Origin of the sequence: Pectobacterium peruviense (genome assembly GCF_002847345.1) — a bacterium.
GTDB lineage: Bacteria > Pseudomonadota > Gammaproteobacteria > Enterobacterales > Enterobacteriaceae > Pectobacterium > Pectobacterium peruviense.
Window position 1 is genome coordinate 210,184 of the sequence record NZ_LXFV01000005.1, and the last position, 15,643, is coordinate 225,826.

The 15,643-nt window shown below is 46.2% G+C and carries 16 protein-coding genes; 5 read left to right on the plus strand and 11 right to left on the minus strand.

All coding sequences use genetic code 11. The features are described from left to right. Positions 1-10: 10 nt before the first annotated feature. The 5 genes from A0G03_RS05105 to A0G03_RS05125 all read left to right on the plus strand — a co-directional run bounded on the left by A0G03_RS05105 (position 11) and on the right by A0G03_RS05125 (position 4,040). Positions 11-325, plus strand: a complete 315-nt coding sequence (locus A0G03_RS05105) for a PTS fructose transporter subunit IIB (protein WP_010297459.1) — start codon at positions 11-13, stop codon at positions 323-325. 25 nt (positions 326-350) lie between these two features. Continuing rightward, positions 351-1,442 (plus strand): PTS fructose transporter subunit IIC, encoded by a 1,092-nt coding sequence (locus A0G03_RS05110; protein ID WP_048258405.1) that lies wholly within the window; start codon positions 351-353, stop codon positions 1,440-1,442. 11 nt (positions 1,443-1,453) lie between these two features. After that, the gene (locus tag A0G03_RS05115; RefSeq protein ID WP_048258404.1) at positions 1,454-2,305 is read left to right on the plus strand and encodes a class II fructose-bisphosphate aldolase; all 852 of its coding nucleotides are present in this window, start codon (positions 1,454-1,456) and stop codon (positions 2,303-2,305) included. Between the two features lie 89 nt (positions 2,306-2,394). Further along, positions 2,395-3,255, plus strand: coding sequence for a ketose-bisphosphate aldolase (locus tag A0G03_RS05120; protein ID WP_048258403.1), 861 nt, complete (start codon positions 2,395-2,397; stop codon positions 3,253-3,255). 203 nt (positions 3,256-3,458) lie between these two features. Continuing rightward, a complete protein-coding gene (locus A0G03_RS05125) occupies positions 3,459-4,040 on the plus strand; it encodes an NAD(P)H-dependent oxidoreductase (RefSeq protein WP_048258402.1) in 582 nt (193 codons plus the stop codon). Positions 4,041-4,080: 40 nt separating this feature from the next. On the opposite strand, the gene A0G03_RS05130 is transcribed toward A0G03_RS05125, so the two are convergent. The 11 genes from A0G03_RS05130 to parE all read right to left on the minus strand — a co-directional run bounded on the left by A0G03_RS05130 (position 4,081) and on the right by parE (position 15,559). After that, a complete protein-coding gene (locus tag A0G03_RS05130) occupies positions 4,081-4,977 on the minus strand; it encodes a LysR family transcriptional regulator (protein WP_048258401.1) in 897 nt (298 codons plus the stop codon). Between the two features lie 255 nt (positions 4,978-5,232). After that, positions 5,233-5,796, minus strand: a complete 564-nt coding sequence (locus tag A0G03_RS05135) for an LOG family protein (RefSeq protein ID WP_048258400.1) — start codon at positions 5,794-5,796, stop codon at positions 5,233-5,235. Between the two features lie 84 nt (positions 5,797-5,880). After that, complete coding sequence (locus A0G03_RS05140; RefSeq protein WP_048258399.1) at positions 5,881-6,333, minus strand: DMT family transporter; 453 nt, start codon at positions 6,331-6,333, stop codon at positions 5,881-5,883. 303 nt (positions 6,334-6,636) lie between these two features. Continuing rightward, entirely contained in the window at positions 6,637-7,290 is a 654-nt protein-coding gene (gene pyrE / locus A0G03_RS05145; protein ID WP_048258398.1) for an orotate phosphoribosyltransferase, read from the minus strand. Beyond that, a complete protein-coding gene (locus tag A0G03_RS05150; RefSeq protein ID WP_048258397.1) occupies positions 7,271-8,326 on the minus strand; it encodes a quinone-dependent dihydroorotate dehydrogenase in 1,056 nt (351 codons plus the stop codon). The genes pyrE and A0G03_RS05150 overlap by 20 nt, the downstream gene beginning before the upstream one ends. Continuing rightward, positions 8,323-9,342 (minus strand): pyridoxal-phosphate dependent enzyme, encoded by a 1,020-nt coding sequence (locus tag A0G03_RS05155; protein WP_048258396.1) that lies wholly within the window; start codon positions 9,340-9,342, stop codon positions 8,323-8,325. Before A0G03_RS05155 ends, A0G03_RS05150 begins: the two co-directional genes overlap by 4 nt. A gap of 12 nt (positions 9,343-9,354) precedes the next feature. Beyond that, positions 9,355-10,560 (minus strand): M24 family metallopeptidase, encoded by a 1,206-nt coding sequence (locus A0G03_RS05160; RefSeq protein ID WP_048258395.1) that lies wholly within the window; start codon positions 10,558-10,560, stop codon positions 9,355-9,357. Then, positions 10,550-10,927, minus strand: a complete 378-nt coding sequence (locus A0G03_RS05165; RefSeq protein ID WP_048258394.1) for an NUDIX hydrolase — start codon at positions 10,925-10,927, stop codon at positions 10,550-10,552. Before A0G03_RS05165 ends, A0G03_RS05160 begins: the two co-directional genes overlap by 11 nt. Continuing rightward, on the minus strand, positions 10,911-12,392 hold the full coding sequence (locus tag A0G03_RS05170; protein WP_053075279.1) for a 4-hydroxyphenylacetate 3-hydroxylase family protein: 1,482 nt from the start codon (positions 12,390-12,392) through the stop codon (positions 10,911-10,913). Before A0G03_RS05170 ends, A0G03_RS05165 begins: the two co-directional genes overlap by 17 nt. After that, complete coding sequence (locus tag A0G03_RS05175) at positions 12,361-13,071, minus strand: hypothetical protein (protein ID WP_048258393.1); 711 nt, start codon at positions 13,069-13,071, stop codon at positions 12,361-12,363. Before A0G03_RS05175 ends, A0G03_RS05170 begins: the two co-directional genes overlap by 32 nt. Positions 13,072-13,663: 592 nt before the next feature. Next, complete coding sequence (gene parE, locus A0G03_RS05180) at positions 13,664-15,559, minus strand: DNA topoisomerase IV subunit B (protein WP_048258392.1); 1,896 nt, start codon at positions 15,557-15,559, stop codon at positions 13,664-13,666. Between the last annotated feature and the right edge of the window lie 84 nt (positions 15,560-15,643).

Below are 15,643 nucleotides of genomic sequence, written 5' to 3' on the forward strand. Positions count from 1 at the left end.
GAGGCTCAAAATGAATATTGTTTGTGTTGCCGCTTGCACGGCAGGTATCGCGCATACCTATATCGCCCGCGAGAAACTAATTAAAGGTGCCAACGCGTTAAATTACGCGATCAAAGTGGAAACCCAAGGCACGATTGGCACTGAGAATGAATTAACACCCGATGAGATAGCTGCCGCCGACGTCGTTATTCTAGCTATCGATATCAAAATAACAGGCGAGGAGCGATTTAAAGGTAAACCTATTGTTCGGGTAAAAACGGAGGTCGTTATTAAATCTCCAATCAAGTTTCTGGAAAAAGTCGCTAGCTCTTTAGCGGGTGCCTGAATATATCCATTTCGGGGTAATCATTATGAACACCAGAAAAATAACCATTGGACAGGAAATAAAACGGCACCTCCTTACCGGTATTTCCTGGATGATCCCGCTGATTGTTGCAGCCGGGATCTGCATTGCACTCGGCCAGGTTATCGGCGGACCGGATGTCGGCAAGCAGACTGGCAGCATTGCATGGATGCTCAATCAGATCGGCGGCTGGGGAATGGGGTTGATTGTGCCGCTGATCAGCGCCGCGATCGCCTACTCCATTGCCGACCGCCCTGGCTTCGCACCCGGCCTGATTGTGGGCTTTATCTGCGGCCAGATTCAAACCGGATTTATCGGCGGTATTCTCGGCGGCTTCTTAGTCGGTTACACGGTGCTGCTGCTGCGCCGCTACATCAAGCTACCCACGTCGATGCAGGGGCTGATGCCCGTCATGATTCTACCGTTGCTCAGCACCATTATCGCGGGACTGCTGATGATGACGTTTATCGGTCAACCCATCATCTGGCTGCAAAAATCACTGATTCATCTGCTGGAATCCATGCAGGGCGGATCGAAATTCCTGATGGGTGCAATTTTGGGGGCAATGGCAACCTTCGATTTCGGCGGACCAGTAAACAAAACGATGTCGCTCTTCGCGGACGGCATGTTGGTCGATGGCATTTACGGGCCGGAAGCCGTCAAGTTTGTCGGTTCAATGATTCCGCCTTTCGGCATCACACTGTCCTTCTTATTGACCCGCTACAAATACACCCGCGCAGAAAAAGAGGCGCTGAAAGCCGCCTTCCCGATGGGGATCTGCATGATTACCGAAGGAGTCATACCGATTGCCGCACGTGATTTGTTTAGAGTCGTTGCCAGTTGCGTCGTCGCCTCCGCCATTGCGGGTGGGCTGATCATGGTCTGGGGTGTGGAGGCACCCGTGCCACACGGCGGCATGTTTGTGGTCCCGCTGTTTACTAAGCCGCTGATGTTCTGTCTGGCGCTTGGTATCGGCACCGTAATCTGCGGCGTGATGCTGTCGCTGATTAAGAAACGCGTCACGCAGGCTGATGAAGAGTTCGACGACGTTGATGACAGCCGCGTTCGTGACGAAGACATTAAATTCACTCTCGAATAACAGGAGCCGCCATGTATGCCGCAATGAAAGCCCTCATTGATGACGCGTATCAACAGCAGTATGCCGTGCTCGCCATCAACTGTTTCAATCTGGAGACTGCTCGTGCGGCCATTGCCGCCGCCGAGCAGCAGCGTGCGCCACTGATCCTGAATGTTTACCAAGGACACAGTGCACACTTTCCTCCACATCTTGCGGTGCAGCTGGTCAAGGCGCTGGCCGAACGGGCAACCGTCCCTGTCGCGCTCAGTCTGGATCACGGCACAGCATTCAACCTGATCGGGCAGGCGTTCCGTGCGGGGTTTACCGGACTGATGATCGATGCATCCAGCCATCCGCTGACGGAAAACATCCAGCGCACACATCAGGTAGTCACTATCGCCACAACCGCTGGCGTCTGTGTGGAAGGTGAGCTTGGACACATCGCCGATGCTCCCGTCTACGACCTTGAAGATGCCACGGTGAAAATGACGCAGGTAGAAGATGTCATTCCCTTTATCCGCCAAACCGGTATCGACCTGCTTGCCGTGTCGGTCGGCACCGCCCACGGCATTTATCCACCGGGGGTGACACCACAGATTGATTTTAAGCGTCTGGAAGCATTGCATCGTGAATCAACCGTGCCGCTGGCGCTGCACGGCGGTAGCGGCACCAAGGCTGACGACATTCGCCGCGTCAGCCGTCACGGCGTCGCCAAAATCAACGTCGGCGCAGCCGTTTTTGAGGCAGGAAAAACGGCGTTGCAGCAGACACTGCATCAACATCCAACAATGGAGCTATCCGACATGCTGGCGACAATGGAATCAGCCTGCCGCGACGTGGTCGTCGATTATCTCAGTTGGTCCGGCTCAGCCAACAAAGCCTGACCGTTCGCCCTTTACCGACTTTCGCCATCAGTGGCTACCCACTGGTACAGAAATGCTTTGCCCTTTATTCGACACAGGAGAGAAATAACATGTTGATTTCAATGACCGACATCCTTAAACCCGCGCGCGAACATCGCTTCGCTATCGGCGCCTTTAACGTGGCCGACAGCTGCTTTATCCGCGCCGTGGTAGAAGAAGCCGAAGCAACGAATACCCCCGCCATCATCTCTATCCACCCGAGTGAGCTGGAATTTGTGACCGATGAATTCTTCGCCTATGTGCGAGAAAGAACATTGCGCAGCCCGGTGCCGTTTGTCATTCACCTCGACCATGGCGCGTCGATTGCACACGTTCTGCGCGCCATTCAGTGCGGATTTACCTCCGTGATGATCGACGGTTCGCTACTGCCTTATGAAGAGAACGTGGCGCTCACCTGCGAAGTGGTGAAGCTGGCGCACACCGTTGGCGTTTCCGTAGAAGGGGAATTAGGCACAATTGGCGATACCGGCACCACGATAGAAGGCGGCGTCAGCAAAGTGATCTATACCGACCCCGAGCAGGCGGAAGACTTCGTCAACCGGACGGGGGTTGATACGTTAGCCGTTGCCATTGGCACTGCGCACGGCATCTATCCCAAAGACCTGAAGCCAGAGCTGCAAATGCATATCCTGCGGGATATCTCGCAGCGGGTCTCGATCCCACTTGTTCTACACGGTGGTTCCGCCAACCCGGACGCCGAAATTGCCGAAGCGGTAACGCTTGGCGTGGGCAAAATCAATATCTCCAGCGACATGAAATTCGCCTATTTCCAGAAAGCGCGGGAAATCCTCAGCCGTGAAACCTGGTGGGATCCCAATGCCATCTACCCGGAACCCATCAACGCGGCAAAAGAGGTGATTCGCTACAAAATGGCGCTCTTCGGTTCACTAGGAAAAGCCGATTTATATTGATCCGCTAAACGCGCTGAACAAGGCAAGGGAAGGACTCTCTTGCCTTTCACCCTACGCTCATTATTTCAATATGGCGTCATTCTGCTTCTTGATTATTGATAATCAGTCAATAGTGTTATGCGCTACCGCCCATTTTTCTCCGCTGCTCGCTTCCCTAGACTACGCCCAACATCTTCGTTGATAACCGATTAGAGAGCAGACCTATGCAAAACATTTTGCTGATTGACGCAGGCAAATCATTCGCTCACTCCAAAGGTGAGTTGAACCATACCCTTACCGATGTCGCCGCCAGTTTCCTGCGCGATAAAGGTCATGACGTCCGCGTGATCGCAGTGGACAATGGCTATGATATTGAAAAGGAAATTCAGAACTACCTGTGGGCAGATACCATCATTTATCAGATGCCGGGTTGGTGGATGGATATACCGTGGATCCTGAAGAAATATATCGATGACGTGTTTACCGCCGGTCACGGTTCGCTTTACGCCAGCGATGGCCGTAGCCGTTCGGATGCCAGCAAGAAATACGGTTCTGGTGGGCTTTTACAGGGTCGGAAATACATGCTGTCTCTGACGTGGAATGCGCCGCTGGAAGCTTTCGACGATCCTGAGCAGTTCTTCCACGGTGTAGGGGTAGACGGAGTTTATCTGCCGTTCCACAAAGCGAATCAGTTCATCGGGTTATCCCCATTGCCGACCTTCATCTGCAACGATGTGATAAAGGCACCGGACGTCCCCGCTTATCTTGCAAACTACCGTCAACATCTGGATGAACTCTTTGCTTGATCGGCAGTTTACGCGTCTCTTCACCGCTGTGAGTCACGCCTCACAGCGGATTTTCCGTTAACTTCTCGCTCATAAAATCCAGAAAACAGCTAATGCGCGCCGCCAGTTGGCTATTGCGATAGTACACCGCATAAACCGGCAGGCTGGCTTCCACCGTCTCCTCGGTAAGAATCGGCACCAGTCGTCCTGCCGCCAAATCTTCCCGAATCAGGAAGTTAGACATACGCACAATCCCTTCACCCCGCAGCGCAAGCTGACGCAATATTTCACCGTTTGATGCCAACAGCGCTGGCGTGATGGGGTAAAAATCCTGAAGCCCGTGCCGTAGCGGCCAATGATTCAACGACTCCACCTGAGTAAACCCCAGACAAATATGATCGGCTAATGACTCGACCGTCGTGGGCGTGCCGTGCTGCTGTAGATAATCGGGGCTGGCGACAATCCGCAGTTTGCTTGATCCGAGCGGCCGGGCATGAATAGTCGAGTCTTTGAGTGTGCCAATACGAATGGCGATATCGATATGCTGTTCCAGCAGATCGATAATGAAATCATCCGTGTTGAGTTCAAGAATGATTTTTGGGTAGCGGCGGCGAAACTCCGGTACCAGAGGCACAATCACATGATGTATAAACGCTGAGGCTGAATTGATCCGCAGCCGTCCGCTCGGTTGCTCATGCCGCAATAGCACCTGCTCTTCAGCATGTTCCACGGCGTGAATCACACCACGAGCGTGCTCAAGAAACATCGTGCCTTCTTCGGAAAGCGAGAGGCGTCGGGTAGTACGATGCAGTAAAGTCGTCCCCAGCTTGTCCTCAAGACGTCGCAACGCTCGGCTGATGCCCGACGTCGTTTGTCCAAGCTGTTCCGCAGCCGCCGTGATCGAACCAGTGTCGATCACCACCACAAAAGCCTGAAGTTCCTCAAGCGTGACTTTCATAAGCGAATATACCTGCTACTGATGAAGCTGTTTATTCCGGTGCGATACACCACTTTCAGTGAACATGAATCATGCCACGATTATAAACCATTAGGCTTCATTCAATTTCGGCATAAAACATCCAAAGGCCACACATGAATATGTGGCCTGAATCAGTCACTCGATGAGTAGAAAAGACAAATCAGTGATTTTCTCACTAACTTTTATCATGGAAGGATGTTCAACGCGTGCGGATCATCATACCTTTTCGCATTTCTAGCGCTGCCATTTCGGCTTTGGTGGAACATAGGAGAGCGCTTTCTGGAGAAGGTCTTCGGGATCATGTGAAACAATCAGCATTTCGGAGTACTCCGGCTTCATAAAACCATTGCTGATCATCTTGTCGATGAAGGCTAACAATTCATCGTAATAGCCATTTATATTAAGAAAAGCACAGGGCTTATTGTGCAAACCAAGTTGTGCCCACGTCCAAGCCTCAAAAATCTCCTCTAGCGTACCCGCGCCCCCTGGTAACGCGATAAAGATATCAGCATGTTCTGCCATTAATGACTTTCTGGCATGCATATCTTTGACAACTTTAAGCTCATGCACTCCACGATGAGCCAGCTCATGATCGACTAAGGATTGAGGCATAATGCCGATGACATGAACACCTGAAGATATTGCGGCGTCTGCGAGTGTTCCCATTAATCCAACTCGCCCACCACCATAAACCAGGTCAACCTTTTCTCTCGCCATTGCTAAAGCCAGGCTTTCAGTTTTTCTTGCATATTCAGGATCTGTTCCGTGACTGGAACCGCAGAAAACAGCTGCACGCATATTCAACCTTATTTCATCGTAATTATCGTTTTTTTAACCAATAACATTTACTAGCATATCGAATTTATTATCATGCTTCATAAATCAACTAGTCTTTAGATTAACGCATAACACCCCTGCTAAAACTAATAATACGCCGACGAGTCGCATTGGTGCAATCTCTCGTATAGGCAATCCGAGAATTCCAAATTTATCTAACAATAAAGACATCGATATCTGTCCAAAAATGACAAGAGAAATCATGGCGGCTATTCCCAGCCTGGGTGCAAGGAATGTCGTGCCAAAAACGAAAAATGCGCCTAAAAGGCCACCAGATAGCAACCATACGTTGCAATGACGTAATTGAATCAGTTGATTCAAACGTTCTCCCGATGCCGCACACAGACAGAAAAGGCATAGCGTGCCAACAATAAATGAAACTAGCGAAGCAAGCATTGTACTGCCGCCCAGTATAGATTTCAGTTGATTATTGACAGCAGATTGGGTCGCGATAGCAATGCCTACGCTTATCGCTAAAAAATAATAGATAAAATTCAAAGAATCTCCTGCTAATTATGTCAGATATTTATTTCATTTTCGGCGATACCGTTGAATTTAAAATAATCAGATCTAACAAGGTGCCTGAGAACAATAGGTGAAGCCAGCATTTGACTATCTTGTCAGGAAAAAGAAACTCAACCAGATAGGCTTCCTACTGGCAACACGACTTGTTAGAATCCTTCTAATCTAATCTTGTTAGATAAATAGTTAGCATTATCGGTATTCAACTCTCAAAATTATCGCCGACTTTTAACTCATTCAGATCCGACACCGTAAATTCTAGTTTCCATTTTCAGGATATCAACACTTAGCCCCATATTTATTGAGGTAGATCTGGATAGCATCGATTTTTTCTTGCGCCTGACCATGTTTCTGCAAACAACTGATAACGTGCTGAATAGTAGTGATGGAAAAAATAGTCAAATCCAATCGTTCTCTAGCAGCTTGTAATGCTGATTTTTCCGCGTCCAGAGCACATTCCTGACGATCTAATGCAACAAGATAAGCCAAAGGGTTTCCGCCTTGAGAACGGATTATCTCTATTGTGTCATCGATTGTCATTCCTGAGGTGATAACGTCATCAACGATCATGACACTCGCGTTTGACAATGCCTCACCAACCAGAAGGCCACCGTCGCCATATGACTTCACTTCTTTTCTATTAAAAGAATACTTAACTTCATAATCGAAATCACGTTGTAAAGCCAAAGCCGTCGCCACCCCCAACGGTATACCTTTATATGCAGGCCCAAAAACTATATCAGGGCTTAAACCATTTTCCATGATGAATCGCGCATAAAAATAAGCCGTTTTATTTAACAGACTCGCGCTTGATAACTTCCCAAAATTAAAGAAATAAGGACTAATCCTAGCTGACTTAAGTGTAAACTCACCGAACTCTATTACCTGACTATCAATTAAAAACTGTGCAAACTCATCCTGAGTGCTTTTCATAATATGAACCTATTACTTGATTAATTGTTTGGAATCCATCCTGCCTCATAAGATATTCAATCTCAGAGAGCATCTTCGGCAAAATGGCTGGGCCGTCATAGATAAAGGCGGTGTATATTTGGCAAAGACTTGCACCTAAACAAAGGCGTCTATAGGCTTCCGCACCGCTATCAATACCACCTGAAGCTATAATGGGTTTGCTGTAACCTATTACCTTAAAGACCCTCATAAGCATATCTCGCGATCTTTCCTGTAACGGTTTACCAGACATCCCACCCGTTTGTAACTGTGTGGGGACCATTGAAAAGTTATGTCTGCTAACGGTTGTATTACTCACGATGAGTCCATCAACCAAAGAACCCGCCAGATAAGTAAGCAAATTGGCTTCATCATGCGGTTCCATATCTGGAGAGAGCTTGATAAGGATCGGGCAATCTATCCCCCTATCCAACCTTAACCGATGTAGTTTCTCTAACAGTGGATCGATGGTTTCAGCATGCTGTAAATCCCTTAACCCTGGGGTATTAGGCGAAGACAGGTTAATCGTTAAATAGTCGGCATAGTCTATAAGCCCCTCCGCAGCGCAAATGAAATCGTCGAGATAGTCTACAGAATCCTTATTCTTTCCAATATTCACACCCAGAATAACGTTCTTTTTATTATTCGCTAAACGTTGTTGAGCATATAGCATGCCTTTAGAGTTAAAGCCATAACGGTTAATTATTGCGCCCATGTCTTTTAAACGAAATAAACGTGGGCGGGGATTACCTGGCTGGGCTTTCGGCGTTATTGAGCCAACCTCAACAAAACTAAAACCTAGCTTCCCCAGAGCATTATACACCTCAGCATCTTTATCAAACCCCGCGCCGATACCTAAAGGGTGAGCGAACTTCTTATTCCAGATTGTCTGAGAAACACCATCTGGTATAGCGATCCGGTTTTCATATGAAAAACGGCTTAAGCTAAAAACGGCAAGATGGTGCGCAGTTTCTAGTGGCAGTCGGAGTAAGGTTTTTCGGCAGAGTTCGAGAATCATTTTTCAGTTACCAGTTCATCCTGAAATTCATCTAAACTGATTTTTATTTCATTTTTTAATTGTTCACCCGTCAGCAACTTTACATTTTTCTCCTCAAGCCAAGAATCATCATAAAATTGCTCGAGATAATTCACACCGGAATCTGGTGCAATCGCCATGACCGAATTAATTTCAGGAATCTGTAAAGCCATCAATGCTGAAAATATAACAACACCGGAAGATCCCCCCAACATAAGTCCGACATCTTTTGCAAGCAATCGACATAATGATATTGCATTTTGATCGCTAACGCTGTGGAGAAAATCAAATACATCCAGATCAGTATTCTCCGCTCGCCAACTTAATCCCAGCCCGTTTAATAAGTAAGGATGAAAAGGTTTCCCGAAAATAGCCGATCCTGCAACATCACATGCCATAAATCTAACATGAGGGTGAACAGCCTTTACTCCTTTAGTAATCCCGCCGAAATGTCCTCCTGTACTCACGGAACCAACCAACATATCTACGGGGACCTCAAGGAATTCTTTTGCTGTGACTGTTTCATGAAAATCAGGGTTGTCAGGATTATCATATTGATTGGTCCAATAGGCACCGGGATGCTGATTCAATAATGCTTTAACCCTCTCAATTCTGGCCTTTTGATATCCACCAGAGGCATCGGGAGTGTTTACAACGTCCACCTTGGCACCAAAAGCGGTAAACCAATTCAGCGAATTCTTACTCACTTTCGGATCGACAACAACGATGAGATTAAACCCCATACAAGCACTAAGCATAGCAAGAGATTTCCCCAAATTACCCGACGTCGATTCAATAACTGCACCACCGGGACGCAATTTACCACTTTCGAATGCTTTGTTAATCAATCCCAATGCCGTTCGATCTTTTATACTAAAATTCGGATTAAATTGTTCAAGCTTAATAAAAAGTTTTTTATTTTTTGGAACTAAAGGATGTTCAAGAGAAAAAACCGGAGTATTCCCAATCAGTTCACTAACATTAGTTACTGCGTACATATTTATATTCCTTTATATAATTTTAAAATTAGGCGCAGGATTTGAAGTTAAAAAATGGTTGCAAGAAACGCCGACAAAAAGCGGATCTTCTATATGCAAAGCCCCCATTCCAAACTCGTAGTAAGGTGTTTCTACCGACAAGACCATTCCTTCTTGTATAATATTTTCGTCAGAGGGATTTAATATTGGAAGTTCATAGGGTTCTAAACCAATTGCATGCCCAACATGATGACGACGATACTCAGGAAAACCGGAACGGTGTACAACATCCATAATGTGAGAAAAAATTTGTTTTCCCGTTTGTCCGGGACGAATAAAATCAAGCGCCGATAACATTGCATTTTGCAGTGCTTGATAACGCTTTAGTATAAGGGGTTCGACACGGTCGATTGCATATACACGAGCAATATCGGACCAATAGCCTTGATAAACTGCGTCAGAATCAAACCAAAGAAGATCTCCTGATTCCAGACACAAGTTTTCATTTTGCCGCCTCTGCCCACCGACTGCGGCTCGGCCCACTTTGAGCATAGTCAGGGAAGGAAAAGCCCCTTTCTTCACAAGTGCCTGATTGAACCAACTTGCTATTTCAGTCTCACTGGAACCTCTACTGACTAACTCTACCGTCTCATAAATCGCAGCTTCATTAATCAAAGCTGATTTTGTCAGCATCTCGACTTCGTTTGGTGTTTTACGCCTTCTCGCATGGCGTATAGCCTTAGATACCCCAATCCATTTGATGCTAGGCAAGTTATTTTTAAGATAGTCCAAGGTCTGTAGTGGAATACCATCTTCATCAAACCCGATGCGATTTATGTCACCATAGTCTCGTATTTTACGAATCAGCTTTTCTAAGGCTTCAGCTGGCGATGCCTGAGATAACTCGATATTGCTAAGCTTCAGAAGTTCAGTTTCATCTTCCGTTAAGCGAATTTGACCGCCATATTCACGATAAAATATCCCATAGGGCTGAACATGTTGGACGGGAACATCCGCATCAAGTATCTGATCGATTTCACCAATCGAATGCACAATGCTTACAGCACCAACGTCATACCGATGAAGTAATACATAGCATTGCCCATGATAGGGATTCAATGTCTTAACAACAGGTGAAAATCCCGTGAAATAGTGGAGATTCTCTCTGCTTGCTCCAATCAATAAGTCTATTTTTTCTCTTTCGAAAAGGTCTCGAATTTGAGCCGTATCATAAGCCATTGTTAATAACCTTGAGCGTTTTTACGACAGCCGGGGCCATGTGCTCCGTGTCAGAAAGAGAAAACCACCCCAATTCACTGATTTCAGCGCATGGGGTGACAGGCGGTAAAAACGAGATAGTAAAAATGGACAGATGAACCCTATCGCTACCATCATGATTTGGTCCGGTTACTGTGGTCAGAAACGTCAATTCAGATGCCGGAACAACTAATCCGAGTTCCTCTTCCAGTTCTCGTATTAATGTTTCTTTAGGATTCTCTCCTGGGGATATTTTTCCGCCAGGAAAATACCACACCGTGTTATCCCGAACACGAACCAGCAGTACTTTGTCTTGCTTGATATATGCCAAGCTAGCGCAAAGAATCATGATAAATTCTCTTTATATTATCCAGATGCTTAAATAATTCACCCTTAGGGTAATGTGAATAATGTATTGCAGCTATTCTAATAGGATCACCTGCATGGTACTTTTCATATACCATTTGCCTTTGTCCAAAACCATCACCGCTAAGGTCCCACGCCAAATTCAAGAGGAAACACCGATCTTCAGCGCTTATGTTTTTATTTCTTAATGCTTCTTTAAGAACCGGGCCATTGTTATTTTCAAAATCCCCATGATGGGGGACAGCAAGCATTGAACCTGCAGAAAGAGATTGAATGATATTTACCATCCGATGATACCACTTAGGAAAATGGTATCGGATAGCCTGAATAGCGTGAATACTCGGATTTAGAAGTTCGTTTTCTAAAGTTGCATCTTCTTCCGCCAACAAAATCGCACCGCGAACTAACTCCAAGCTTGAGGTCATCTCTCCGAGTTGTTCCTGGACGTTCAAGAAGCCACCAAGCCCCATTTTATTAGCCAGTTCAATTGCAACGCCTGTCAATAATTCGGCTTTTGCAAGCCCCCTAACAATTCCCTGATGCCCATTATGGTTTCGAATTCTTGTCTTATCATAAAATGCATTCGATTTCTCTATATCCCTGAAGACAAACACATCGCTCCACGGAATAAATACATCCTCAAAAACCATATACGCATCAGACTCATCAAAGAGATTTGCAATTGGATGATCTAAAAGGTTGTAACCATTATGGTTCAGAGGTTTTCGGCAAATGAGCTTCACTCCCTGAGCGGTGACGGGTACAGCAAATGCCAGGGCAAAGTCTTCGTCACCGGGAATCAGTCCGGGCATATTAAATACTAAGAGTTCATCAGCAATAGGAGCCAAAGTCACTATCATTTTAGCGCCGCGGACAATCATTCCCTTTGAATCATGAGAAATAGACCGAACCCCGCAATATTGATTTGCTTGTAATCCTAACTGAATGCCTCTATCAATTTGAGGATTGATTGCCCCATGCCCTACAAACAAATTATCATTTCGACATCTGTCATAGTATTTAACTGCATTATTAGAAAAATCAGTGTATTGACCAGACCCCAGCACATGAGAGTTTGTGGCCATAGCTGCTAAAGCACTATTGATGAAGTCGGGGGTTCTTCCCAGCATCCCAAATGATAAATCAGCAATCGCTTTATAACTCTTTCTCTTTCTCGCCAAGTCCTCTTTAGTCTTAGGGGCAAGCGTGCTGATGTGATAATTTCTGCCATTCTCTTCATAAGAGAACAATTCCGGCTGCGATTCCTGAAGCTGATAGAATTCAGCAATGCTATCAATTGCCCCTCGGAATGAGGGTTCAGTAGATACGTCAGATATCAATTTAGAATCAATATAAACCTGTCGCGGACTTTTCAATCTGCGTAAATAGTCTTCCTTTAACATAACAGCAGCCTTATTAGCAATTGTCTGAAATAATTCTGTCTTCATTAACCCCTAGGGCATGAAGTTCATTTTGTATCAATTTAAAGAAGTTTTTACCGCTTCCGATATAGAAGTTGGATTGGGAAAAGTGAGAGGAACTAATTGTCTTGATTGTTTTATTTATAAAATTAACATCACGACTGTCGTGACTACGTTGGACCATTCTGAGATCAAATTTTTCATTGGAAATAAAAGCATCATTCACATCATCATCAGTGAAATAATTAACACATTTATCATTTATCCAAATTAATAACGTGGATTGTTCACTGTAATGCTTCGCCAGATATTGGATGATACCTCTGGCATAACTATAACCAGTATCACATACGATTAATACGTTACCGTAATCAGATTGCCGCCAATGTGCCTGACCCTGTGGCAATGAAACAGAGACGTTTTTTCCGGATTGTATTTCGATAATAATTCGGTGCGATACTGAGAATAATTCATTAAACCCTATGATTAACTCTATAATTATTTCATCATTTTCATTCTTTAATGTATGCCAAGAGGATATAGAAAAGTACCTTTCGAGTTCATCCCCACAGCTTAATTTTACATATTGGCCAGGTAAATAATGATAGGAGGCGATACGAATGCTAACCAGATAAGTCTTATCGTTTAATCCCCTTACTTCGATCTGGCAAGGCTTGATCATTATTTGTTGACTAATAAATGACATGATTTAGGTACTTTATCGTTTTTTAAATGAAAATAAATTAGCTAATTATTAACAATAAAATTAATCACAGATTGTTATTTTCATCATCGCTTCCTTGTGATGTATAGGCAAATTCATAAGATATATTTATAAATTACAAACCAATTTGAATGAATCAAATTTAATTGATTGAAATGAGAGTTGGATCTCATTATTAATTGAATAAAAATTTACGCTTGCCATAAAAAGAGACATGCATCACGATTTTTGTAAAAAAATGGAGGGCTAATTTTAATTCAAGAGGATGAGATCAATAAAAATTCTATTTTTTATTGAATGCGGCACCGTGCTCAGAGAAATCCGAGGGTATTTGGAAAATTGGGGAAAATTGGGGAAAATTGGCAGGCCTATCTGGATAAAACCCGAAATTCAGGCAATGTATTGATTATCAACATGGTTCAACAAGGGTGGTTCCCCCATCATCCGACTTGATGGAAGGAAACCCCATGATATTTTTGCACTGGATCATTTCATTTAATGAACCAAGATCTGCTTAAAAGACGGCTAACGTTCGCCCGTAGTTTGAGTTATATAAAACTCAACCTCGGTGACGTTACACTTCGATCTCCGCCCTATCGCCTTTCTCTTGCAGCCAGTTGCGACGATCTTCCGAGCGTTTCTTCGCCAACAGCATATCCATCATCGCCATCGTTTGATCCATCTCCTCGTCGCTGATGGTCAACTGCACCAGACGGCGAGTATTGGGATCCAGCGTAGTTTCACGCAGCTGCGGCGGGTTCATTTCACCCAGACCTTTAAAGCGCTGTACGTTAGGCTTGCCTCTCTTGCGCTTAAGCTGTTCCAGTACTCCCGCTTTTTCCTCTTCGTCTAGCGCGTAGTAAACCTCTTTGCCCAGATCGATACGGTACAATGGCGGCATCGCGACATAAACGTGTCCACCTTGAACCAGCGCTCGGAAATGGCGGACAAACAGCGCACACAGCAGCGTCGCGATGTGCAAGCCATCGGAGTCCGCATCCGCCAGAATACAGATCTTGCCGTAACGCAGTTGGCTGAGATCGGTGCTGTCGGGATCGATACCGATCGCCACCGAAATATCGTGCACTTCCTGCGAAGCTAGTACTTCATCGGAGGAGACTTCCCAGGTATTCAGAATCTTACCTTTCAGCGGCATGATCGCCTGAAATTCACGTTCACGCGCCTGTTTCGCCGATCCACCCGCCGAGTCCCCTTCCACCAGAAACAGCTCCGTCCGGTTGAGATCCTGCGAAGTGCAATCCGCCAGCTTGCCAGGCAACGCCGGCCCACTAGTCAGCTTTTTACGCACTACTTTTTTGGCAGCACGCATACGGCGCTGAGCGCTGGAGATAGCCAGCTCGGCCAGTTGCTCCGCAGCCTGTACGTTCTGGTTCAGCCACAGGCTGAAAGCATCTTTCACGACGCCGGAAACAAACGCAGCACACTGACGAGAAGAAAGACGTTCTTTGGTCTGCCCGGCAAACTGCGGTTCCTGCATTTTTACCGACAGCACGTAAGCGCAGCGTTCCCAGATATCATCGGCGCTCAGCTTCACGCCGCGCGGCAAAATATTGCGGAATTCGCAGAATTCACGCATCGCATCCAGCAACCCTTGGCGCAGGCCGTTAACGTGCGTCCCGCCCATTGGCGTCGGGATGAGGTTAACGTAGCTTTCCGTCAGCAATTCACCGCCTTCCGGCAGCCAGAGCAGCGCCCAGTCTACGGCTTCCGTATCGCCGCTAATCGAGCCAAGAAACGGTTTTTCCGGCAGCGTGATTAGGCCATTTATCGCCTCACACAGGTAGTCGTTCAGACCATCCTGATAGCACCAGCGCTGCTCGGTATTGTTAACTTTATCTTTGAAGATGATTTCCACACCGGGGCACAAGACCGCTTTGGCCTTCAGCAGGTGCGTCAAACGAGATACCGAAAAACGGGCGCTGTCGAAGAATTTCTCATCCGGCCAGAAGTGCACGCGCGTACCGGTGTTACGACGTCCGCAGGTGCCCGTTACCGTCAATTCCTGCACTTTATCGCCGTTTTCAAAAGCGATGTCATAGACCTGACCATCGCGCTTGACGGTGACTTCAACACGGGTAGATAAGGCGTTCACCACGGAAATCCCTACGCCGTGCAAGCCGCCTGAAAACTGATAGTTTTTACCGGAAAATTTACCGCCCGCATGCAAACGACAGAGGATCAGCTCAACGGCGGGCACACCCTCCTCTGGGTGAATATCCACCGGCATCCCACGACCATCATCAATCACTTCGAGAGACTGATCGGCGTGCAAAATCACATCAATACGGCGTGCATGACCCGCCAGCGCTTCATCAACGCTGTTATCTATGACCTCTTGTCCCAGATGGTTAGGACGTGTGGTATCGGTGTACATTCCCGGACGACGGCGCACCGGTTCCAGTCCGCTGAGTACTTCAATCGCATCAGCGTTATAACTTGATTGAGCCATAGTTTGCGTTAATTCTTTGAGTTCAGTGAATGGTGTTTAACGAACCGCTTTTAGCGATTCGTTTTTCAATGCATATGCGGCGGT

Coding starts and splice junctions, on each gene's coding strand:
- A0G03_RS05105 (WP_010297459.1), top strand. CDS start 11: ATGAATATTGTTTGTGTTGCCGCTTGCACGGCAGGTATCGCGCATACC.
- A0G03_RS05110 (WP_048258405.1), top strand. CDS start 351: ATGAACACCAGAAAAATAACCATTGGACAGGAAATAAAACGGCACCTC.
- A0G03_RS05115 (WP_048258404.1), top strand. CDS start 1,454: ATGTATGCCGCAATGAAAGCCCTCATTGATGACGCGTATCAACAGCAG.
- A0G03_RS05120 (WP_048258403.1), top strand. CDS start 2,395: ATGTTGATTTCAATGACCGACATCCTTAAACCCGCGCGCGAACATCGC.
- A0G03_RS05125 (WP_048258402.1), top strand. CDS start 3,459: ATGCAAAACATTTTGCTGATTGACGCAGGCAAATCATTCGCTCACTCC.
- A0G03_RS05130 (WP_048258401.1), bottom strand. CDS start 4,977: ATGAAAGTCACGCTTGAGGAACTTCAGGCTTTTGTGGTGGTGATCGAC.
- A0G03_RS05135 (WP_048258400.1), bottom strand. CDS start 5,796: ATGCGTGCAGCTGTTTTCTGCGGTTCCAGTCACGGAACAGATCCTGAA.
- pyrE (WP_048258398.1), bottom strand. CDS start 7,290: ATGAAAAGCACTCAGGATGAGTTTGCACAGTTTTTAATTGATAGTCAG.
- A0G03_RS05150 (WP_048258397.1), bottom strand. CDS start 8,326: ATGATTCTCGAACTCTGCCGAAAAACCTTACTCCGACTGCCACTAGAA.
- A0G03_RS05155 (WP_048258396.1), bottom strand. CDS start 9,342: ATGTACGCAGTAACTAATGTTAGTGAACTGATTGGGAATACTCCGGTT.
- A0G03_RS05160 (WP_048258395.1), bottom strand. CDS start 10,560: ATGGCTTATGATACGGCTCAAATTCGAGACCTTTTCGAAAGAGAAAAA.
- A0G03_RS05165 (WP_048258394.1), bottom strand. CDS start 10,927: ATGATTCTTTGCGCTAGCTTGGCATATATCAAGCAAGACAAAGTACTG.
- A0G03_RS05170 (WP_053075279.1), bottom strand. CDS start 12,392: ATGAAGACAGAATTATTTCAGACAATTGCTAATAAGGCTGCTGTTATG.
- A0G03_RS05175 (WP_048258393.1), bottom strand. CDS start 13,071: ATGTCATTTATTAGTCAACAAATAATGATCAAGCCTTGCCAGATCGAA.
- parE (WP_048258392.1), bottom strand. CDS start 15,559: ATGGCTCAATCAAGTTATAACGCTGATGCGATTGAAGTACTCAGCGGA.